The sequence below is a fragment of the Singulisphaera chitinilytica genome (assembly GCF_049331405.1).
Classification (GTDB): Bacteria; Planctomycetota; Planctomycetia; order Isosphaerales; family Isosphaeraceae; genus PoT.
Window position 1 is genome coordinate 1,627,653 of record NZ_CP186274.1, and the last position, 21,322, is coordinate 1,648,974.

The window sequence follows — 21,322 nt, forward strand, 5'->3', positions numbered from 1 at the left end:
GAGATTTCAAAGCCTGTCTATTTGAATAAGATGAATCGATGTGTATAATATTATTATATGCGTGAAATCGTTCGCTGTTGCCCCGTGCCGAGGTGGATGCGATGAGGCCGTAATGCGTTGAAGCTTGGAGGCCGCCTCTCTGCTATCGGGTAGCCGCGATTGGAACAATCGGGGTCGCGCAGCGACGAGAGGCCAGCTACAAGAAGCCCCGGCCAATTCGCGGAGGCCTGCATTCCGATCCCTCACGACTCAACGGGTCCTCGATGCGGAGAGGCACGGTTTGCTCGATCCCCAGAGCCACGCGGCAGCCGAGAGACATCTGGCAAAGCCATGTCATCCACCGCGCCCGGCCGGGGCATTCGCAGATGGCCTCTGGCCTCGACCGGGCCTTTTTGCATTCGGCCTCTCGTCGCTGCGCGACCCCGATTGTCCCAATCGCGGCTACCCTTGAATATGAAACTGCCTTGCTGTATGAGGGGAGATGGTCTCAACAGAGGGACATCGGGGCTACCCGAGACTTTGCCTCGGCCGGGGTTTGTGGACGGGCTCTCGTCGTCATTGCCAGCGAGGGTCGATGGTCAGGAGCAAGCGGGACATGACGAGATTCCGGCCCGGATGAACGCCCGTTTGGTCGATTGTTATCCCTTTGTCTTCCTTGGCCACGATGAATTCTAGCTCGCAAGATTCATAGCTCTCGAAGACGACCATCCACTGCCAGGGATCGTGGGGTTCATCTCGCGGGGAAGCGAAGACGTCGCCGACGTGGACGCCCTCGGCTGATCCCACATCGAGCCTCACCCGGCCGTCGGGCGACGTCTCGAGGACGGTGCCGAGCACGATGTTCTCGCGGAGGTAGCTGGCCCAGGGTTCGGGCAAACCGGGGAGCCCGGTGACTTCTTCTTGGCCGGCTAGGAGGAAATCTCCGAAGGGGTGCGACCTCGGCTCCTTGACCGTGAGGATTGCCGTGCAGAAATCCTGGATGGCGTCGGGCGAGATCAGGTAGCGCCTGGTTCCCCATCGGACCGGGAGGAAGACCCGATCCGTCAGACTGCTCCTGGGGCCGATCGGCTCGAGGATCAGGGTGTCGCCCTCGCGTTTCACCCAGCCGGATTCCGATGTCGAAAACAAGGAGTAGGAGTATCTCCCATCGGTCAGGATTTGCAGGGGAACGAATCCGCATGGAGAGTGCCCCCATGCATAGCTGGCCGCGACGGGGGCGAAGTTGCTGCTCGGATTTTCGAGGGGAGGGGGGAACTGATGGGGACGGGAACCGGTCGAAACGGCGGGTCCGAGCAATCCCACGGCGATCCCCAGCACCGAGACGATGAGGAGTACTTCGATCGCGCTCACTCTCTTGAGGAGAGCAGAAATCCGATCACTTACCGAACGGACTTTCCAGGAGAAGTCATCGTCGATCCGGAAGGGCTTCTCGTCGGGCGAGTTCGTATCGGGCGCCATGTCGTTGATCCTCCGGCCCGAGGCTGGCGTGGAATGGTGTTCTCCTTCCTGCCAATCTACTGGAGATCGAACTCGGCGGTCGAGACGCGATGAGAAGCTGGTCGCATCGCGACTGCGGGCCGGAGCCTCGTGGTGGAGTTCGGAGGGCTGGACGAACTCGGCGGCGGGGTGGGTCAGGGGACGACGCGGACGGTGACGTCGGCGAGGGTCCACTGGCCGGGGGCTTTGACGGCGTCGGCGCTCATGAGTTGATATCTCGCCTGGCATCTCAGCGTCTTCTCGCCGGGCTGCATGTCCCGGGGGACCTTGAGGCGGATCGTCCAGGTGACCTCCTCCTCGTAGGATTCGACCGTCGGCCACTGGCTCGAGATGGACGAGGGCTTGGCGAGGGAAGGGGGCCGGGAGGCTTGCCAGTCGCCCACGACTTCGAAGCCGGCGGGGTCGAAGAAGTCGAAGGACGTGAAGATGGGACCGTCCTTCGGGGCCGGCTCGGGCGCGGTCGAGAAGATCCTCCAGCCGTCGTCGAGGTTGAACTTGATGTTATAAGTGAACGTCTCGCCGGGGCTGACTTTCTTCGGGATGGCGTTGGGAGTCACGCGGGCTTGCCACGGGCGGGCCTTTTGGAACGTATCCTTCCTGAGAGGCTGCAGGCCCACGGTGGGCGATTGCGTCAACAAGGAGATCAGCGAAGGCGATGGCTGCCGGGGTTCTTCGGCCGGGTTGGAGGAAGCCGCGGCCGGCTTCGTCTCCGCCAGGGGGGCGCGTGTCGGCGGCGGCAGGATGCCGATCGGTGCCGGCGCGAATCCGGGTGGGCGGTCGGCGGCGAAGAGGAGGTAGCGGCCGCCTGGCGAGAAGGTCAGGCCGCCGAGGCGGTCGTGGAAGGCCCGGCCTTCCAGGCGGATCGGGGCCTCGGGGCGGTCTCGCTCGATCGCCAGGAGCCAACGCTTCCCGTCGAGCGCGAGTCCCACGAAGTAGCAGGTTCGCGTCTCGCGATGATAGACGGGCGAGTAGGGCTTGACGTCCAACTCGGCGTTGCGCGTCCAGAGGACCTTGAGGACGGCGACATGGCTCGGGTCGTGGACGTCGAGGTGCGCGATCGACTCGCCCCCGTCCCTGGCTCGGAGCGGGGCCACGATCGTCGAATCGTCGAACCAGCTCGGCCATGAGAAGATGTCGCGGCCGGGCACAGCGATCGCGGCGCTCGACAGGTCGTCGGAGCGGAAGATCGTGATCGTGGCCGGGTCCCTGAACCCCTTGATGAGGAACCCCTGGCCATTCGGCGACCAGGCCGGGGCGCCGAACTCGGTCGTCACCAGCCGGCGCTCGGTGCCGTCGGCCCGCATGACCCAGACGCCCGGCGTGAGGGGGGGAGCCCCTGGGATGTCCTCGACGCCCGGATTGATCAGGAACGCGATCTGCTTGCCGTCGGGCGAGAAGTTGGGGCAGTTGCCGGGGCCGAGGTCGGTGAGGATCGGCCGGCCTTCGCGGACCTCGAGCATCTTGATCCGGGCCCGGCCGAGTTGGGTGGAGACCGTGGCGTCGAACGCGATCTTGCGGCCGTCGGGCGACCAGCGAGGGGAGCCGCAACTGTCGAAGTCGGGTTCCGGACGGTCGGCGAAGAGGATCGTCTCGCCGCTGGCGAGGTCCCGCATGTAGAGCTGCGTGCCGTCGGGCTCATTCGGGATCCGGGGCACGGGATGGCGCTTGAGGGCCTCGACGAACCGCGAGACGGCCTTCGCCGGGTCGTCCCTGAGCGAGTCGAAGAGCTGGCTCGCCGCCTGCTTGTCGGGGTCCGGCTCGCGGCGGAGTTCGGCCTGGATCGCCTCGATCTTCTCCTCGGCCGATCGGATCACCTCCTTAGCCTTCGCGTTCTCGCGCGAGGCCTCTTTCAAGTCGGCCTTGATGCTGTCGAGCGCCCGGGGGACGTCGGCCGTCTTGCCCCCGTCGCCGCCGGGGGGCGCGACGATCCCCGACGGCTTCGGCCTTTCGGAGCCCCCGAACTGGCCGAAGGTCTCGAGGCCCATCAGGGTCAGGCCGGAGGCCAATAGCGCCAAGGCCAGGATCTTGGCTTTGCCCAACAACATTGCGGTCATCGCATTCCTCGCGAGGATGGTGGCGGGGTCGGGGGTGAGCAGCGCCCGGGCGGACCGGCCGGCCGAGAAACGCAGGCTCCGCCGCATCGTCAGGGCGACCAGGCCCCGGGGCAGGCCCGTCGAGACGCCCAGTCCGACGGGGGCGGGCCCGAGCGCCGTCAACGCCAGCTCGCGGCCCCGGAGCCGCGACCGGAGCCGGTCCTTCGCCCGGGAGAGGCGCGAGCAGACGGTCCCCGGCGAGCAGCCGAGCCGGTGGGCGGCCGAGTCGATCGTCAGGCCCTCGAGGTAGCAGAGAACCACCGACTCGCGGTAGCGGGCCGGCAGGCCGGCGATGGCCTCGTGCAGCTCGGGCCAGGAGCCGCCGGCCTCGTGGGCATCGGCCATGGCCGTGGCCCTCGAGCGGCCGACGCGGCCCTCGTGGTCCTTCCGACGGCTCGCCGCCCGCCTGGCCTTCATCGCGACGCGGAGCGCCACGCCGTGCAGCCAGCTGGCGACGGAGTCCCCTTTGCGCACGGAGTCGGCCTTGCGGGCGAGGACCAGGAACGTCGCCTGGAAGGCGTCCTGAGCGTCCTCGTGGTCGCGGAGGACCTTGCGGCAGACGCGGAGGACCATCGGCCCGTGGCGTTCGACCAGTTGCGAGAAGGCGACCTGCTTCCCCCCCTCGTCGTCGTCCAGGAATCGGCGGATCAGGTGCCCGTCGGGGGTGTCACCGGCGGCTCCGAACTGGAAGAGGGTCTCGAGGTGCTCCGCGATCTGGCCTTGTGCCATCCGTCCGGTCTCCTAGGCGGTTGTCCCTGCGTAGTACCCGACCAGCGACCTTTTCTTCCAATTTTTTCGAAGTTCAACGCCGATCGGCGTTTGGGGCTCGGCTCACCGACCGCTTGATGCCGTTTGGGCCTTGATGTGCCGGGAAGCTCGGGCCCTTTCCCGGCATCCGCGATCGTCGGCGGCCGAGCCCCTCACTTCTTCGTGTCGCTGCCCCATCCGTGGCGATCTCGATCGATTCGGGATCCTTGACGTTTCCGAGAATTGTCGAAGGGACTTTCCCTATGGATCCTAGCCGGGTGCAGGACGTCTCTCAACGGCTTGGGCGCATGAATCGACCTGGATGGAGGAATCCGACAATGAGCGCCGCTCGGGCGCGTACGAATCCCTTGATACGGCGATGAGGGGACACGCGAGAGCCCCGAGCATCAGGAAGTCGCCGAGGGCGAACCCGCGAGGCGCTCGGCGATGTAACGCGCGGGGGAGGTGCCCAGGGCCTTGCGGAACATGACGACGAAGCTGCTCGCGCTTTCATATCCGAGGTCGTTGGCCACCGACTGCACCGAGGCCCCCCGCGAGAGCCATTGCAGGGCCAGGATGATGTGGAGCTGCTGGCGCCAGCGTCCGAAGCTCATCCCCGTCTCCTGCAAGACGAGCCGGCGGAGGGTCCGCTCGCTCACGCCGATGCGGTCGGCCCACTCCTGCACCGTCGCGCGGTCGGACGGGTCGGCCGTCATGCCGTCGGCGACCCGCCGCAAATCGTCGTCGGAGGGCATCGGCAGGTGGAGTTTCTCCACCGGCGCGGCGGCGAGCTCGTCGAGCAGGACCCGCACCAGGCGCGGCTCGGGCCCCTTGACGGGGTAGAGCGTGGGGAACGTGGCGCATCGTAGCAAGAGCTCGCGCAGCAGCGGCGAGACGGAGACGGTGCAGCAGGCCTTCGGCATCCTCGGGGCCGACGACGGCTCCACGAACAGGCAGTAGACGTCGATCGTGCCGACCCCCTTGACGCTGTGCAGCGTCCCCCCCGGGATCCAGACCGCGCATTGCGGGGGCACGACCCAGAGGCCCCGCGAGACCTCGCACTTGAGCACGCCGCGAGACATGTAAATGAGCTGGGCCTTGCGGTGGGCGTGGCGGCTCATCTCCATGCCGCCCGAGTCGGTCACGACCTCGGCCCCCACCGCCAGCACCGGCCTGGGCACGAGGTCGGGGTCGGCGAAATCCTTGTCGGGGTCGTACATGGGCATCGGCGGCGTCCCCAGAACCGTCGCTCGCGGCGTTGGCCGGATTTCAACAAAGTTTGGCGGAATCTCCCAATGCGGTCAAGCCGGGAAACCCGTAACCTCCTATCCAACGGGACCTGGTCCGCTCCCGGATCTCGGACCGAATGAACTTTTGAAGGAGTGCCGCCATGAATTCATTGACAACCGGACCGACGGCCGATGTGCTCACCCGCCTCTTCCACGAAGCCGAGGCGGCCGACCGCTCGCTCGTCGAGCAATTCACCCGGGGCTCGGAGCTCTCGAACGAGGACGTGGTGCAGAAGGTCCTCGACGACGAAGCCCGGGATTACAAGGGGATCTACCGTTCGTTCGCGAACAACTACCTGAACGTCTCGCCCGAGTTCGGCAAGTTCCTCTACATGTGTGCCCGAGCTCGAAAGGCCCGGCGGATCGTCGAGTTCGGCACGTCGTTCGGCGTCTCCGCGATCCACCTCGCCTGCGCCCTCCGCGACGGCGGCGTCGAAGGCCGCGGGTTGATCGGCACCGAGCTGGAGCCCTCCAAGGCCGAGCATGCCCGCGCCAACCTCGCCGCCGCGGGCCTCGCCGACCTCGCCGACATCCGCGTCGGCGACGCCCTCGAGACCCTGAAATCCGGCATCGACGTCGAGGTCGACCTCGTCCACCTCGACGGTGCCTTCACCCTCTATCTCCCCGTCCTCAAGCTCCTGGAGCCCCACCTGGCCCCCGGCGCCATCGTGATCGGCGAGAACGCCTTCGACCCCGCCTATCTCGAGTATGTCCGCGATCCACGCAACGGCTACCTCTCCATGCCCCTCCCCCTGACCGAGGGCCGCGGCAATGAATTCTCGATCTTCACGCGCCGAGCTTCTTGAAAAGCCTTCCCGCCCTCACGCGTGACCATCCTCCATGCCGGACGCACGCCATGTCGACCCCCGGCGTGCGTCCGGCATGGCATCGCTGGCTTGATCAAATGAACGCCTCGTGGGATAATCGAGTCGAGCCGACAGGCCTTGCGTTCTGCCAGGGACGCGGGGATTTCGGAGTCGGTGCGGCGGCAGATCAACCCTCACGTCGGCCCCGTCCCCGGATCGACGCCCCGCGTTGGTCGAATCCCCGATGGTGCCATCCCATGCCGGAAGAACGCGTTCGGGACGTCTTGCACGCGCTATCCCCGTTCTATCGAATCCTCGTGTTCTTGTTCGGGCTGATACCAACGTACGTCGTCGGGATCATGCTCGATGGACTTGGGGGTTCGGTTGCGATCCTCGGCTTCTCCTTGTTCATGGTGTGGGTGGCCGATCGCCGTCCGATCGGTTCCTTCGGCCTCCCCTGGATTGGCTCGCGATCCGCGATTTCGCGATCGGGATCCTGATCTCGGCCGTGCTGCTCGGATTGATTTTTGCGTTCTTTTATGAAATGGAATGGATTCATTTCCGTCGATTCGCGTGGGATCCCAGGTTGCTGAAAGGGGCCATGCACGAGTGGTTCGGATCCGTCCTGACCGAAGAGTTGATCTTGCGGGGCTATGTCTTCCAGTGCCTACTGAGCCTCGGAGGCCGGAGGTTCGGCCCGATGCTCGCACTGGGCCTCACGTCGCCCATGTTCGGCCTCGACTTCTACGGGGGGATTCGGATCACGGCCTGGAACTGGACCCTCCTCGGGGCGGGATTCGGCGTGGCCTACCTCGTGACCCGGCGGCTTTGGTTGCCGATCGCCATGCACTTCGCTTGGTGCCTGATCCACGAACCGATCCTCGGCTTTCGCGACTCCAATGAGTTTGTCAGATCGTTGGTCTCGATCGAGAAGGTCGGTCCGGAGTTCTGGACCGGGGGATGGTATGGACTGGAGAGGAGCCCCATCACGCTCGTCGTCTCCCTCCTCAACATTGCCATTCTCCTCTACCTCAGCCACCTCGGCTTCTGGCGCCCCGACCCGTACCTCAGCGACTACTTGCCCCGGAAAACCGCCGAGTTCACGGGTGACAACCTCCTGAGTTGAAAGCCCGCAGACCGAGGACCGGGGCGAACCGATCCCCGTCAAGGAACTATGACCGGGCCCGACTCGTTGACGCACGCGACTTCAGGCCATCCCCGGGAATTCCTCGACATATCTCGACTCGCCGCGAGGCACGGCCGAGGCTCCCGCGCCCCGGACTTCGAGGCGTTCTCCGCGGGTCGTGACCGCGGCAAGTCTCGCGGTCGCCGAGGTCGAGAGCGGCAGGGGTATGGAGTTTTCCCAGCGATCCTCGCCGGCCTCGAACGAGCCGCTCACCAGGTCGAAATGGAACTCCGAGGGCAACGCTTCGGCGATGCCCTCGCGGAGGATCAGGTCGATATCCTGAAGCCAGCCCGAGCCCGGATCGATCCCCGGACGCCCCTCCGATCGATGGACGTAGGCCGGCCTCAGCCGCAGCAAGAGGTCGGGGCCCTCGCGAACGATGGATTCGAGCGTCGAGTCGTGAAGTTCGATTTGATGGTTCATTCCAGGTCCTTCCGACCGCGGCCTCGAACCGTCCCGGCGGGATTGTTAAACGTATCTTGATACGTCAATCATTGCCGGGCTTGACGTCTCCGAGCTCCGTGGTGCCGGAGTCCTTGACGGAAACGTCCTGGAGCACATACCCGTCGAATTTACGACCTTTCCGGGTCTCGAACGTGTATTTCAGGCCAGGGATGAGCCCATCGACCTTGAACCGGCCGTCGTCCGCGACCTTGATGAAATCGTTGGGAACGAACCCCGCGGCGGGGTCGACCTCCTTACCGTAGAGGCCGCGACTCGTCATCAGGATGTCGGGCCGGGGCTGCCCCCCGGCATCGACGAGGCGTCCGGAGATCGTCCCCCAGGGCGCGAGCCTGAGCGAGATCGGCCCGGCGTCGCCGGGGTGGATCACCGCAATACCGGCGAGTCTCTTGCCCTTGTGGACGGCGAGCAGGACGCGCGTGTCGTCCCGGCCCAGAGCGAGCACCCGGAAATCGGCCGACGCGTGCGGGTCGAGCCGGGTGTAGAAGTCGGGGAGGCCGGAGATCCGGCAGCCGGGCAGCGGCTTGCCGTCGGGGTCGACCACCCTCCCGAGGACGACGCGGCCGCGATCGACTTGCAGGTCGCACTCGACCGACCCGGCGCCCGCGGTCGGAGCCACCTCGACAAGGACGTGATAATTCTTGGGTACCAGGAGGGGACGCGTGCGGAATGTCTCCAGCCCGCCCGTGAGGCGCTTCATCCCGACGATGTGGTTCACGCCGAAGCGGAAGCTGTCGATATCGGCGCGAGCGGCGACGATCCCCCGGCCCGGCAACACCTTCAGGCGGTATCGGCCGTCCTTATCGGTGTGGTGACGTTCCGACCCCAGGGCGATGCCGAAGTCCGGCATTTCCTTCAGGTAGGGATTATCCTCGGTGGCGGCGTAGTCAACGGTCGCCCTGACGGGTTCGCCGGTCTTCAGGTCGGTCACGCGTCCCGTGGCCCAGACGCAGGGATTCAGGAAAATATCCCTCGTGATCGTCTCCAGGTCGCGCGACTCCCCGAGACGGACGGCATCCGGGAGGTACGTCTCGCCCTCGGGCGGGAAGGCGATGAGGACATTGACGCGAATCGCGGGGTCCCGCGCCGCCGGCAGACCCACGAGCCGATAACGGCCGTCGGGCCCGGTGGTCGTGCTGATGTTACGCCCGGAGCTGCGGTTGCGAGAAACACCCTGGACCCGCACGCCCGGCAGGGGCTTGCGGGTCACCCTGTCGCTCACGAGGCCCACGACGACCTGGGTAGGCCCCGCCACATGATCGAAGCGAGGGCCGCAGTAAGGAATGAACGATGGGGATGAGTTCCCAGGGAACTCGTTCTTGCGGATCGGATCGAAGGGCCGGGTCACGGCGCAGACCCAGGTCGTCTCGATCGTCGGCCCCGAGATCTTGAGCTCGGCGACATGTTCCCGGCCGATCCCCCTGAGGGTGAACCGACCATCCGCGCGGGTCTCGACCGCCGGGAAAAGTTCGGCGACGCTCGGATCATCCCAGGTGACAAGCCAGTCGCGTCGGGCCTCACTCGCCGACGTCGAGGCCTTGAGCGACGCGGACCACTCGGCCAGGTCCGCGCCCTTCGGCAAGTCGATCGCGATCACGTCGATGCGGGCGCCGGCGACGGGCTTGCCGTTGAGGTCGATGACACGGCCCTCGATGGGGACGTCGTCGCGGGCGAGGCGCAGGTCTCGCTCCTCGGGGCCGACCGCATAGGCAGGACCGAATCCGTCGGCCAGGGCGAGGATCGGGGCGTTCCTCCAGGAAACGTCGGAGAAGGTCGAGTCGAAATCCGCCATGGCGATGTCGAATGCGTATCGGCCGTCCGCGCCCGTGACGGCTCGCCTGATCGGCGGAGTTTCCGGGCTCCGGCCAAACCTCGCCGATGTCGCGACGTAGAGGCTTGCGCCCTCAACCGGCTTGCCGTCGGGATCCAGGACCCTGCCCCGATACACGACGCGTCCTTCCTGCGTCGACTTCGATGCGGCATCGGCCACTTTCGGGGCGTCGGCCTGCCTGGGCGCGACCGGGGTCGGCCCCGGCTCCTCAAGTCCCCCGGCGCCGCTCGCGACGACGCTTAGCGTCCCGATCGCCACCGCCATCAGCCCGACCGCCGCGACGACGAAAAGCCTTGTCATGAACATGCTCCCGAGGATGATCCGGCCCAGGGCCGCCACAGACGCCGAGGTCGTCCCGCACGTCGCCGCTAGGACCGACGCCCGGATCCAGGCTTCGGGGACGATCGCCGAGGCCTCTCGCGCGGCTGCAACGATCCCCGACGCCGCGGAGGCCGGGCCTCGCGTCGACAGCCGTTCGCGGAGGCGTCGGCGAGCCTTCGCGAGGCGGCAGCGGAGGGTCGGCAAGGACCAGCCGAGGCGCCCGGCGGCCTGCTCGTAGCTCAGCCCCTCCAGGTCGCAGAGGAGGACCGGGATCCGTTCCCGCTCGGGCAGGCGGCCGATCGCCTCGTGGACGATCGCCCGGAGGTCGTCATCGGCCGGGTTGCGCGACGCCTGCGACGCCGCCAGCGCGAGGGCCATGGAGGCCTCGCCCAGGCGCCTCTGCTTCGCCTGAAGGCTCGCCTCCACCGCGACCCGATGGGCGACCCGGTGCAGCCAGCCCGCGAGGGTCTCGCCGGCCCGGACCGACCTGGCCTTGCGGGCGAGGATGAGGAAGGTCGTCTGGAAGGCGTCCTCGACGTCCTGGTCGTGCCGGAGCACGGCCTTGCAGGTCGCCATGACCATCGGCCCATGCCGTGCCACGAGCCCCTCGAAGGCCTCGCCGTCGTTCGACGCGGCGAATCGCGCGAGGAGCTGGCCATCGGCGAGACCGCCCAATGTCCCGCCCCGAACAAGCTTGCGGAGATCCCGAAGGGCCGACCCCATTGCGCCGCCTGGCATGTTCCGATCGCTCCCGAGTGAGTTCCGTCCGCCTTTTTGAGAGGGGAATCTTCGGCGATTCGTCTCACCTTTTTTCCGGCGGGCGCGAAATCCTGGGCAAAGCTCCTTGGATCGCGTGCGAGACGGCGGAACTCGTCGAGCCGGGGGGGCGATGGCTCAACGGTCCTGGCGGCGAAGGTCCTCGCGATAGAGCCAGATGCCGGCGGCCAGGAACGCGGCGGGGATGAGCAGCAGGATCCCAGCGGAGCCGAGGAAGCGTCCCAGGGCCACCCAGCCGGTGCTCTCCACCGAGCCGGGGCCGAGGCCATCTCGCAGCGTCCAGCCGAAGACGATGATCACGAGGAAGCTCATCCCCGCACACCCCAGGCAGCAGAGCGCGAGGAACAGGTGGACGGAGCCGTCATCGGGTTTGTCCATGCGTTGGCCCTCGCGACGGCGGTCACGGGATGTCGGCTCGACGATCGACCGAGCCTGGGAATCGACCCCGCCGTCACGTCGAGGATACCGGCCGAAGCCGGCGACTTCCACTTCGAAGGGGTCAGCGCCCCCCCCTCGGGCTCACATCGGAGACGGGCATCGGCCGACTCTCGGTGGCCGGGGCAGGCTCCCGCTCGATGTCGTTGATGTAGACGCGTCCGTAAGAAAGCTGGACGAGATCGCCGTCGCGGACGTTGCCGTAATTTCGCCTATCGACCCATAATCGAGATCCGTCGGTGTGCAAATCCGTCCGTTTCGAACCGAATGGGCTTTTCCAGGAGGCATGGAAGGAAAAGTCGTGGTCGCCCCGGGAAGTCCAGCCTTCCTCGCCCGATGAGTAGGACGGGCGATAGGCCTGAATCGTCAGGCCTGGCAACTTGATCGTCGTCGTCGGAGGGGAGGGCACTCGCGGTGGGCTACGTCGTCACTCCGGCGCCCCGGCGGATCTCCTCGACCCAGGCCTTGCGGCCTACGACGACGAACCGTTCCTGACGGAGGCCGGTCGAGATGAGTAGGCCGTTCGGGACGATGCCCAGCGTCATCGACGTCTTGACGTCGCGGATGTCGGAGAGGGGGATCGTCAGCTCATGGTTTTGAACGTTGAACCGATGCGAGCGGAAGTAGAGCCGATGGTCGGTCAGGTAGAGCCAGCCGCCGACGCTCTCCAGGCCGCGGAAATGATTGGCCGGGCCATCCTTGATGAGCCGCTCGCCGTCGAGGTCCGGGACTTCCTTCGTGGAGCGGGATCGCTGCCACTCGGTGAAGGCCACGATCGCGACCCCGAAGAGGAGCCCGGAAGTCATCCCTCCAATGATGGCCCTCTCCTTGGAGCCCGGCATGATCCAGAAGAACAGGGTCATGAAAGCACCGAAGGGCAGCGCCGTCATCGCGAATAACTTGAGCATGCGAACCATGTCCGAATGCCTCCATCTGAGTTGAGGTCGCGGCCGCGAATCCTTCGACCGGGGCGCCTGCAAGCCGGAGTATAGCGAGACCGGCCGCGAGCGGACACATCCACGCCGGACGCGACGACCGCGGCTCTCGAACGCCCCATCGGGGCTCACGGCCCGGGTGTTTCGACCTCGCCGCGGAGGTTGAGGAGGGCCTTCTCGACCTCCTTGAGGATGATCGGGTTGTCCTCGGCCTCGAGCCGGGCCTCGAGGGCTTTGATGGCCTCGGGGGGGCCGGGCCCGAGTTCGGCGAGCGTGCCGACGGCCAGGGCGCGGACGGTCATCTCGGGATCGTCGAGCGCCCCGAGCAAGGTCGGGATGCACTCTCGCCCCAGGCCGAGGCGGGTCAGGGCCCAGCAGGCCGAGACCTTCGCGGCAGGGCTCCGATCCTCCCGGAGCGACCTCAGGGGGACGATGACGGCGTTGGCCTCGCGATCGCCCGGCTTGACGATGACCCCGAGCTCGGTGGCCGCCGTCTGCCGGACCCAGGCGGCCCGATCGCGCAGGGACCCGATGAGGGCCGGGATGACCTCGTCCCGCCCCCGGCCTCCGCCGGTGATGATCAGCCCCAGGGACCGCAATGCCCCGGCTCGGACCGATTCCTCGGGATCGTGCAAGGCCGCGATCAGCGCGGGGATCGCCCCCTCCGCCTTCTTGCCCCCGTGGCCGAGGACGGCGGCGGCGTCGGCGCGGACGTTCCACCTCGGGGATTGCAGGGCCCCGATCAGCGCCGAGGCCGCCATCTCCGGGCTCACCCAAGGGTCGGCGCCCCCGAGCGCACGCCCGGACTTCTCCCAGCGCCCGATCCCCGCGTCGGGGTCGCGGACCGTCCGCAGCCAGCGATGAGTCGGGCTGAAATAGGCACGCCAGGCCCAGCCCCCGACCGCCAGCGCCACGCCGGCCGCCGCCACCAGGATCATGACGCCGCGGATTCTCATGCCTGTCCTCCGAGGGTGTCTTGAAGATCTTTCGAACCATCGAGAAACGATACGACTCCCCTTCATTACCCCGCGACTTTCTCGGGATCGATCGAACCGAAGGCCAAGGCCGGGGAAGCCCACAGCTCGGACGTCAAGAACCCTCCCAGACGCCGCTCGGCTCGCAGCGGCGTCAGTCCGCAGGCGAGGAGCGATGGCCGCGGGTCCACCAGTCGCGAGGCCGGGAGGCGGGTGACGAGGCGGAAGAACCCGTACATGATCGCCAGCAGCACCCACGCCCCCGCGCGGGCCATCCGGCCTGCCGGGACCCGGAAGTCGCCCAGGAGCCAACGGCCGCCGGGCCGCAGGGCGCCGGCCACGCGCGGGATGAGGCGGTCGAGATCCCCCGAATCGAAGCAATCGAGGAAGAAGTTGGTCACGACCAGGTCGTACTCCGACTCGGGGTACTCAATCCCCCGCGCGTCGGCGACCTGCCAGGTGACCCTCCCGCACTGCGCCCGGCGGCGGGCGAGGTCGACCATGCTCAGACTGCCGTCGACCACATGGACGGTGGCCGACGGGTTGTGCGCGAGCAGGGCCCGGAGGAATCGGCCGTCCCCCTCGCCCAGGATCAGGACCCGCCTCGCGTCGGTGAGGTCGCCCACGAGGGCCGTGCGGCACCATTGGAGCAGCCCGCCGAAGGAGACGGCCTCGATCCAGGCGTAGTGCGGGGCCAGGGCGTCGAATCGCGGGGGGGTCATGCTCGCCACCCGAGGGGCAGCAGCAGGAGCGGGGTCAGGAGGACGGCGTCCGCCAGGACCCGAGCCGCCCGAGGCCGGCGGCGGCAGGTCAGGTGGATGGCCAGCAAACCCGCCGAGGCCCCTACTACCGCCAGCCCGACCGCCAGTGGCAGCACCGCCGCGGAGGTCACGACGGCCGCCCCCAGCACCGCGTCCCCCGGCCATGCCCGCCGGCCCTCCCACCGCTCGATCAGCCGGCAGTTCAACCAGCAGAGGCCGCCGAACGCCGCGGCACTCGGGAGCCACCTGACCGGAGGCGGGCCGGAGGCGGCCAGGGGGACCGTCACCCCGGCGGCGAAGGCGGCCCCGACGAGCAGCTCCTTCGCCCCGAGGCGGGCCACTCCCGGGGCGACGTGGACGGCGGCCAGGTAAGCCGCGACCCCCAGGCCCAACGACGCACCGACCGCGAAGTAACTTGCCGGCAGTTGGGATGTGGCGACCACGGCGACCGCGAGGCTAGCCATCGCGAGGCCGACGAACGCGCGCGGGAAGCGGTCGGCGACCCGGTGCCGGTCGGCCTCGAAGTCGCCCCGACGCGCGTCGAGACGCCGGTCGGCCAGGTAGATGCACCAGACGATGGCGGCGAGGGCAATCGTGGCGGATCGCGGGACGCCGGTGCCGAAGCGGGCGGCCAGGAACCGCTGCCACACGACGGCCGCGGCCGGCGCGTCGAGGGAGAGGAGGTTCGGCACGAGCCACCAAGGGATCGGTGCGGGGTCGGACTGGGCCACGAATCCTCCTCCTCAAATCATGACCGGCACAGCGTTCGCCGTGACGAAAAACAAGAGGCGCTCATCAATCGCCCGAGCATCCGTCGGGCCTCGAAGCGAATGCCGGGCATGCGGAGGGGGGGCGGCTCGGACGCGAGGAGATCGGATCCATGACGACCTTTCATCGCGATCAATCCGTGTGATTGATCACAAGTAAAGACTAACGGCCGTTGTGCGTCGGGTCGACGATTCGCGCGGGGCTTGCATGAGATGACCTCGCGCCGGCCTGCGAGGGTTGTCTCTCAGCCCCGCGGATCATAATGGTGATCGACCCGGCGCAGGGATTCGGTCAGGGCGCGGCGGAGCTCGGGGATCGTCGCGAAGCGGTCGGCCGGGTCTTTCGCGAGGCAGCGCCTGACGATCTCGTCGACCCGCCCGGCCTCCCTCGCGTATCGGCGCTGGATCGCGGGGACGACCGAGGGGGGGGCGGCCCGGCAGTGCTGGCGTTCGAGCTTCGCGACGGTGTTGCCCCGGAACGGGAGCCCCCCCGTCAGCATCTGGAAGAGGACGATGCCGAAGGAGTAGACGTCCGCGCGCACGTCCACGGACCTGGCGTCGTGGAACTGCTCGGGGGCCATGTACGGGAGCGTCCCGACCATCACGCCGGTCCGCGTCAGGCGCGAGACGGTCGTGTCGGGGGGGCCCATCCGATGGGCCGGGACGTGGTCGATCGTCGATTGCAGGTGGGTCTCCTCGGGGACCGGCCTCGGGGCCGGATTCGGGGCCGTGGTCGGGGCGGGGGAGGGGGCGTCCGACTGGCCGTCGGGCCCGATCCGCCCGGGGGGGGCGCCTCGCCCGGGGAGGACGCGGGGCGGGCTCTGGCCGTCCTGGTCGGCGGGGTCGTCCCAGATGATCGTCTGCTCCCCGGACGACTCGACCAGGGGGATCGGGTCGTCGGGCCGGTCGGGCCCGGTGCCGATGATCTCGTCGCGGATGGCCGCGAGGCCGAAGTCGGTGATCTTCAGGGAGCCCCCCCTGGTGAGCAGCAGGTTGGCGGGCTTGATGTCGCGGTGGCAGCGGAGCCCCTGGCGGATCGCGTGCTCCATCCCGAGGCAGAACTCGACCCCGTGCCGGAGGGCGCGGGGCAGGTCGAGCCCCGGCGTCCCGATCTGCCGCCGGAGGTCGCCGCCGGTGATCAGCTCGAGCAGGATGTGCGGGCGCCCCTCGATCTCCTCCACGGCGTACGCCTGCACGACGTTCGCGTGGTTCCCGAGGTGGACCCAGAGGTGGCATTCCGACGAGAACCGCGCCCCCCGCTCGCGGTCGAGGAACAGCTCATCGTAGAGCGTCTTGAGGGCGATCCTGGGCCGTTCGACGGCCCCCAGGCGATCCCTGACCGCGTAGACGACCCCCATCCCCCCCTGGTGGACCTCGAAGATCTCGAACCGCTCGGCCAACAAGTCCCCGACCTGCCTGGGCCCCGGCATCGTTTGGATCCCCTCCTCCCTACCGTCCTCGTGCGAGCCGACCCCACCAGTCTAGCATCTCCACGCGGCCCGGCGAGCGCCCGACATCGGTCGACGGCCGGGCGCGCGGAGAGTCCGACGCGAAACAATCCTGATGATTTAACATAAATTCAACGCATCACGGCATGACAAATCTATCCGAGCGGGATGCGCGATTTCGTTCGTTGAACCGGGGGGCGACGATGATATAATGCGCCGGCTGGCCCCATGATCCCATCGAACCGTCCCGGACAGATCGGCATGCGGATTCACCTCAATCATGCCCAAGACTGACAACCCGGCCGAGGGGATGGGCAGGCTCATGGCGGTGCTCACCGTCATCGCCCTCGCCGCCCTCGGCGCTCGCATCTACAAGGTGGAGGTCCTGGACAAGGATCCCCTCCGCGTGCTCGCGAATGAGCCGCTCGACGAGCTCATCGCGAAGATCGACAAGGGGGACGCGGAGCAGAGGGCGCTCGCCATCGGCCGCCTCAGCTCTCACGGGAAGGTCGACCTCGCCCGGGTCTTCCCCCCGCTCGTCCGCGCGCTGGGGGATGGCTCGGAGCCCCTCCGCTACGCGGCGGCCGGCGCGATCGGGCGGCAGATCTCGGGCAGCGACTCGCTCTCGACCAGATTCGGGCACGTCGACCCGGCGGTCGCGGCGATCTGCCGGGAGGCGGGCGAGGCGCTCGAGGAGCTGCTCGACGACCCCTCGGCCAGGGTCAGGGCCGCCGCGGCGCAGTCGCTCGGCATCGCGGCCAGCCGGGGCCGGCTCGAGGAGCCCCCGCCCGGGCTCATCGCCTGCCTCGAGGACGAGGACCGGCAGGTCCGCATCGAGGCCGCGGGCGCCGCGGCCATGTTCGTCGACGGGCCGGCGCAGTTCCTGCCGATCGCCCTGCGGCACATCCCCGTCGAGCCCTTCGAGGTCCGCAACGCCTTCTTCAATGCCGTCAGCCTCGTCCGGTTCGAGGCCCCGTCCCTCCCCACCCTGATCGAGGGCCTGTCGAGCGACGACGCCTGGGTCTGCATGGCCTGCACCGACGCCATCGACCGGATGGGCCGCGACGCCTCGAACTCCTTGCCGGCGCTCCTCGCCCTGATCCGCAGGGAGCTCAAGTCCCCCCGCCAAGGCGACTTCGACGCCGGCGCCGCGGTCCTCGGCCCGGCCATCGACGCGGTCGGCGACGTCACGCCCGCGTCCGGCCCCCAGACGGACGAGGCCGTCGCACTGCTCCGCGAGATCCTGGACGACGCGAACCCGCCGGGATCGAGCCGGGGGACCGGCCCCGGCGGGTTGACGCCCGAGGCCAGGCTCGAGCGGAGGCGGGATGGTGCGGCCCGGGCGGCTGGGGAAGATCGGCCCGGCCGCCTCGGGGGCGCTGCCGAGGCTCCTCGCGTTGCACGAGTCGAGGCCGAGGGCCTCGGCGGCGGCCCGGGGGCAACTGGCCGAGGTCCTCTTCGCGATCGCCCGGGGCACGCCCGAGCAGGATCGCGTGGTCGCCCGGCTCGTCGAGGCGTGGAAGGGCGCGCTCGAGCCCGAGAAGATCGGGATCGAGCTGGCCCTCCGCGGGCTCGGCCCCGAGGCCGAGCGGATCCTCCCGGACCTCAAGGGGCGGGCCCCCGTCAACAAGAGCTGGTCGGCGCTCCGTCGCCTGCGCGATCGCCGGACCATCTTCGAACGCCCCTTCGAAGACGAGTCCGGGCCGGACGAGCCCGGGGCCTCGACCTCGACCACGCCCCCCTCGCCATCGCCGCTCAGATGACGGCGACCCTCTTGCCGCCGGCCTGGTTCGACTCCATCTGGCGGTGGGCCTCGCTGCTGATCCCCGCCCTCTTCGCGGCCCGGATTGCGAGCGATCACCGCCCGCGACTCGAGGGGAAGGCGGAGGGCGAAGTGACCGCCGGGGCTCGCCCACGAATCACGACCGCGATGATCATGGTTTCATCGCGGTGATCGCCGAAAACCTTGCGAATCCTGGCGTGGGGAAGGGCGCGAACCCCCGGCACTCGGCGGGTGTCTCATCCCAAGAGGATGCTGTATCCGCCCGGATGCGGAATTCGAAATGCGCCCGTCAGGTCGGACAACTCGGCGAGAGGCGGCCCTGAACGAGAGGGACACATGACGCCAACACCCGCGGGCCCCCCCGACGAATCCGCCATCGCGGCGAGGGCCCTCCAGCACGGCCTGAAGCTCGAGGGCGACATCGAGCTGGTCGACATGGGGCTCGACTTCCGCGTGGCCTTCGCGACCGACGCATCGGGCACCCGCTGGGTCCTGCGGATCCCCCGCCGGCCCGACGTCTGGCCCAGGGCGCTCAACGAGGCCAGGGTCCTCCGACTCCTCAAGGGCCGGCTCCCCGCCGAGGTCCCCGACTGGCAGGTCGTCTCGCCCGAGCTCATCGCCTACCCTCGCCTCGCGGGCACGACCGCCCTGACCCTCGACCCGACCAGCCACGAGCCGACCTGGCACATCGACAAGGACTCCGCCCCCTTCACCGAATCCTTCGCCCGGATCCTCGCCTCGCTCCACGGCATCGACCCCGCCGAGGCCTCCGCGGCCGGCCTCAAGACCTCCACGCCGGCCGAGGCCCGCAAGGCTTTTGCCGACGACCTCCACCGCGTCAAGCGCGAGGTCGGCATCGGCGACGACCTCTGGAGGCGCTGGCGATCCTGGGTCGACGACGACGCCTCGTGGCCGACGTTCTCGGCCCTCGTCCACGGCGACCTCTACGTCGCGCACGTCGTGGTCGACGCCGGCTCCAACGCGACCGGCGTCCTCGACTGGACCGAGGCCGAGGTGAGCGACCCGTCCATCGACTTCACCGGCCACCGGCTTGGCTTCGGCGAGGAGGGCCTCGACCGCCTCCTCGCCGCCTACGAAACCGCCGGCGGCCGCACCTGGCCGGGCATGAAGCAGCACATCGCCGAACGCCAATCGGCCTTCCCCATCAAGTACGCCCTCTTCGCCCTGGCGAGCGGACTCGACGAGCACCTCGACGCGGCCAGGGCGCAACTCGGAGTCGCACCGAATGCGGGCTGAGCCCCGGTCCGAGATGCGGCGAGAGCCCCGATCGCGATGGCGTTGTATGTTCACTTGACTCCGGAATCGCAGGCGGCGCAGATCCGCCGCGTCGGCATCCGTCGCGCGGTGGTGCCCTTTCGCGAGCGCCCCGGCGGCATCTTCGCGATGCCCGTCACGCGCCACTTTCAGGTCTCGCACCAGTGGCTCCGCGAGCTGAAGCGGTTCAAGCGCGGGCCGATGTTCGGGGTCTATTTCCGGATCGGAGACGACGAGCCCGTCTGGGTCGGCCACTACGGCCAGCCCCACGCGAAGATGACCGCGGCCGACGCCCTCGCGAGCTTCTCCGGCCCCGAGGAGCGGCAAGGCTGGGAGGTCATCATCCCCCGCGCGATCGAGCCGGGCGAGATCCACCGGATCCGCGCGCTGCCCCAGCTCGTCGGCTGGCGATTCTTCCCCGCCGCCAAGGGCAAGCCCCCCTTCTGCACCTGCAAATCCTGCACGCGCGGCGAGTATGGCTCCGCCCGCCTGCGCCAACGTATTGGCGAAAAAGACGTATGAATTTCTATCGTTTCCTCGTTCCCGACGATGGGATGATGCCGATTGTCGACGACCTCGCGTGACGTTAGAGTGGCCGGCGTCGATCCATCGAAATCGCGAACGGCTCAGGGGCCGGCTCCCACGCCCCGGAGCCTTCGCGGAGGAGGGGCGGACCGCCATGGGCATCTTCGGCGCGAAGCGCGAGGCCGAGTTCGACCTCAACTCGCAGGCGTTCAAGCGGGATCCCTTCCCGACGCTCGCGCGGATGCGCAAGAGCGGCCCCCTGATCCGCATCCGGATCCCGATCTTCGGCAAGGTCTGGATGGCGACGACTTATGAGTCGGTGAACGAGCTCTTGCGCGACCATGCGAGGTTCGTCCAGAGCCCCGCGACGGCCGGGAACCGGGGCGTCGGCACGCTCCTGCGCTGGCTCCCGAGGACCCTCCGGCCCCTGACGACCAACATGCTCCTCCGCGACGAGCCCGACCATCGCCGGCTCCGCAGCCTCGTCGACCAGGCCTTCCGCCGCCAGAGCGTCGAGGCCCTCCGGCCCCGGCTCGAGGCCCTCGCCGACGCGGCGGCTCGACGGCCTGGAAGCCGAGGCGGCGCGCTCCCCGACGGCGTGGACCTCCTCGCGCACTTCGCCCGGCCCTTCCCGCTGGCGGTCATCTGCGAGATCCTCGGCCTCCCCCCGGAGGACCGGCCGAGGTTCACCGGCTGGGCGTCGAACCTCGCCACCGCGACGAGCCTGCCGAGCCTCCTGCTCGCCCTCCACCGGGGCGTGCGGCCCCTGCTCAGCTACGCCCGCGAGGAGCTGCGCCGGCAGTCGACCGAGCCCCGCGAGGGCCTGATCGCCGCCCTCTTCCAGGCCGAGGAGGCCGGCGACCGGCTGACCGAGGATGAGGTCGTCGCCATGATCTTCCTCCTCCTCGCCGCCGGCCACGAGACGACCCTGCACCAGATCACCCTGAACGTCCTCACTCTGCTCGACCACCCCGAACAGCTCGATGCCCTCAAGGCCGACTGGAGCCTCGGAGACTCGGCCGCGCAGGAGTTGCTCCGGTTCGTCTCATTCGCGCAGATCAGCAAGCCCCGCTACGCCCGCGAGCCCCTCGAATTCCAGGGCCGGTCGATCCACCGAGGCGAGATGCTCTTCGCCTGCCTCGCCTCGGCCAACGCCGACCCGAGCGTCTTCGCGGCCCCCGACCGCCTCGACCTCCGCCGCCACCCGAACCGTCACGTCGCCTTCGGCACCGGCATCCACCACTGCCTCGGCGCCGCACTCGCCCGCGCCGAGACCGCGATCGCCCTCGAGCGACTCTTCACCCGCCACCCCCGCCTCCGCCTCGCCGTCCCCCCCGAGGCCCTCCGCTTCTCCCCCCGGATCGGATCGCGCTCGCTCCTGGCGCTGCCTGTCTTGCTGGGATAATCACG

At 68.6% G+C, this 21,322-nt stretch carries 17 protein-coding genes; 6 read left to right on the forward strand and 11 right to left on the reverse strand.

The window, feature by feature from the left end; translation table 11 throughout:
• Positions 1-555 precede the first annotated feature (555 nt).
• The 3 genes from ACOYYX_RS06435 to ACOYYX_RS06445 all read right to left on the reverse strand — a co-directional run bounded on the left by ACOYYX_RS06435 (position 556) and on the right by ACOYYX_RS06445 (position 5,563).
• Positions 556-1,458, reverse strand: a complete 903-nt coding sequence (locus tag ACOYYX_RS06435) for a hypothetical protein (protein ID WP_422929105.1) — start codon at positions 1,456-1,458, stop codon at positions 556-558.
• 173 nt (positions 1,459-1,631) lie between these two features.
• Positions 1,632-4,319: a sigma-70 family RNA polymerase sigma factor gene (locus ACOYYX_RS06440; RefSeq protein WP_422929106.1), complete on the reverse strand. Its 2,688-nt coding sequence runs from the start codon at positions 4,317-4,319 to the stop codon at positions 1,632-1,634.
• Between the two features lie 425 nt (positions 4,320-4,744).
• On the reverse strand, positions 4,745-5,563 hold the full coding sequence (locus ACOYYX_RS06445; protein ID WP_422929107.1) for an AraC family transcriptional regulator: 819 nt from the start codon (positions 5,561-5,563) through the stop codon (positions 4,745-4,747).
• A gap of 164 nt (positions 5,564-5,727) precedes the next feature.
• On the opposite strand from ACOYYX_RS06445, the gene ACOYYX_RS06450 reads away from it, so the two are divergent.
• On the forward strand, positions 5,728-6,432 hold the full coding sequence (locus ACOYYX_RS06450; RefSeq protein ID WP_422929108.1) for an O-methyltransferase: 705 nt from the start codon (positions 5,728-5,730) through the stop codon (positions 6,430-6,432).
• Between the two features lie 586 nt (positions 6,433-7,018).
• A complete protein-coding gene (locus ACOYYX_RS06455) occupies positions 7,019-7,558 on the forward strand; it encodes a lysostaphin resistance A-like protein (RefSeq protein ID WP_422929109.1) in 540 nt (179 codons plus the stop codon).
• 81 nt (positions 7,559-7,639) lie between these two features.
• Here ACOYYX_RS06455 and ACOYYX_RS06460 read toward each other — a convergent pair whose 3' ends face one another.
• The 8 genes from ACOYYX_RS06460 to ACOYYX_RS06495 all read right to left on the reverse strand — a co-directional run bounded on the left by ACOYYX_RS06460 (position 7,640) and on the right by ACOYYX_RS06495 (position 16,311).
• On the reverse strand, positions 7,640-8,041 hold the full coding sequence (locus ACOYYX_RS06460) for a hypothetical protein (RefSeq protein WP_422929110.1): 402 nt from the start codon (positions 8,039-8,041) through the stop codon (positions 7,640-7,642).
• Between the two features lie 64 nt (positions 8,042-8,105).
• The gene (locus tag ACOYYX_RS06465; protein WP_422929111.1) at positions 8,106-10,970 is read right to left on the reverse strand and encodes a sigma-70 family RNA polymerase sigma factor; all 2,865 of its coding nucleotides are present in this window, start codon (positions 10,968-10,970) and stop codon (positions 8,106-8,108) included.
• A 156-nt stretch (positions 10,971-11,126) separates the two neighbouring features.
• Positions 11,127-11,387, reverse strand: coding sequence for a hypothetical protein (locus ACOYYX_RS06470; protein ID WP_422929112.1), 261 nt, complete (start codon positions 11,385-11,387; stop codon positions 11,127-11,129).
• Between the two features lie 476 nt (positions 11,388-11,863).
• Entirely contained in the window at positions 11,864-12,361 is a 498-nt protein-coding gene (locus tag ACOYYX_RS06475) for a GRAM domain-containing protein (protein ID WP_422929113.1), read from the reverse strand.
• A gap of 146 nt (positions 12,362-12,507) precedes the next feature.
• The gene (locus ACOYYX_RS06480; protein WP_422929114.1) at positions 12,508-13,335 is read right to left on the reverse strand and encodes a HEAT repeat domain-containing protein; all 828 of its coding nucleotides are present in this window, start codon (positions 13,333-13,335) and stop codon (positions 12,508-12,510) included.
• Between the two features lie 65 nt (positions 13,336-13,400).
• Entirely contained in the window at positions 13,401-14,075 is a 675-nt protein-coding gene (locus tag ACOYYX_RS06485) for a class I SAM-dependent methyltransferase (RefSeq protein ID WP_422929115.1), read from the reverse strand.
• On the reverse strand, positions 14,072-14,845 hold the full coding sequence (locus ACOYYX_RS06490; RefSeq protein WP_422929116.1) for a hypothetical protein: 774 nt from the start codon (positions 14,843-14,845) through the stop codon (positions 14,072-14,074). The genes ACOYYX_RS06485 and ACOYYX_RS06490 overlap by 4 nt, the downstream gene beginning before the upstream one ends.
• Positions 14,846-15,126: 281 nt before the next feature.
• The gene (locus ACOYYX_RS06495) at positions 15,127-16,311 is read right to left on the reverse strand and encodes a protein kinase domain-containing protein (protein ID WP_422929117.1); all 1,185 of its coding nucleotides are present in this window, start codon (positions 16,309-16,311) and stop codon (positions 15,127-15,129) included.
• A gap of 298 nt (positions 16,312-16,609) precedes the next feature.
• Between ACOYYX_RS06495 and ACOYYX_RS06500 the strand changes: the two genes are divergently transcribed.
• From ACOYYX_RS06500 to ACOYYX_RS06515, 4 genes are all read left to right on the forward strand, one after another.
• Positions 16,610-18,283 carry a HEAT repeat domain-containing protein gene (locus ACOYYX_RS06500; protein ID WP_422929118.1) on the forward strand — a complete coding sequence of 558 codons (1,674 nt, stop codon included), beginning with the start codon at positions 16,610-16,612 and terminating at the stop codon, positions 18,281-18,283.
• 165 nt (positions 18,284-18,448) lie between these two features.
• Positions 18,449-19,369, forward strand: a complete 921-nt coding sequence (locus tag ACOYYX_RS06505) for a macrolide 2'-phosphotransferase (protein WP_422929119.1) — start codon at positions 18,449-18,451, stop codon at positions 19,367-19,369.
• A 36-nt stretch (positions 19,370-19,405) separates the two neighbouring features.
• Positions 19,406-19,909, forward strand: coding sequence for a hypothetical protein (locus ACOYYX_RS06510; RefSeq protein ID WP_422929120.1), 504 nt, complete (start codon positions 19,406-19,408; stop codon positions 19,907-19,909).
• 157 nt (positions 19,910-20,066) lie between these two features.
• Entirely contained in the window at positions 20,067-21,317 is a 1,251-nt protein-coding gene (locus tag ACOYYX_RS06515) for a cytochrome P450 family protein (RefSeq protein WP_422929121.1), read from the forward strand.
• The last annotated feature ends 5 nt before the right edge of the window (positions 21,318-21,322 follow it).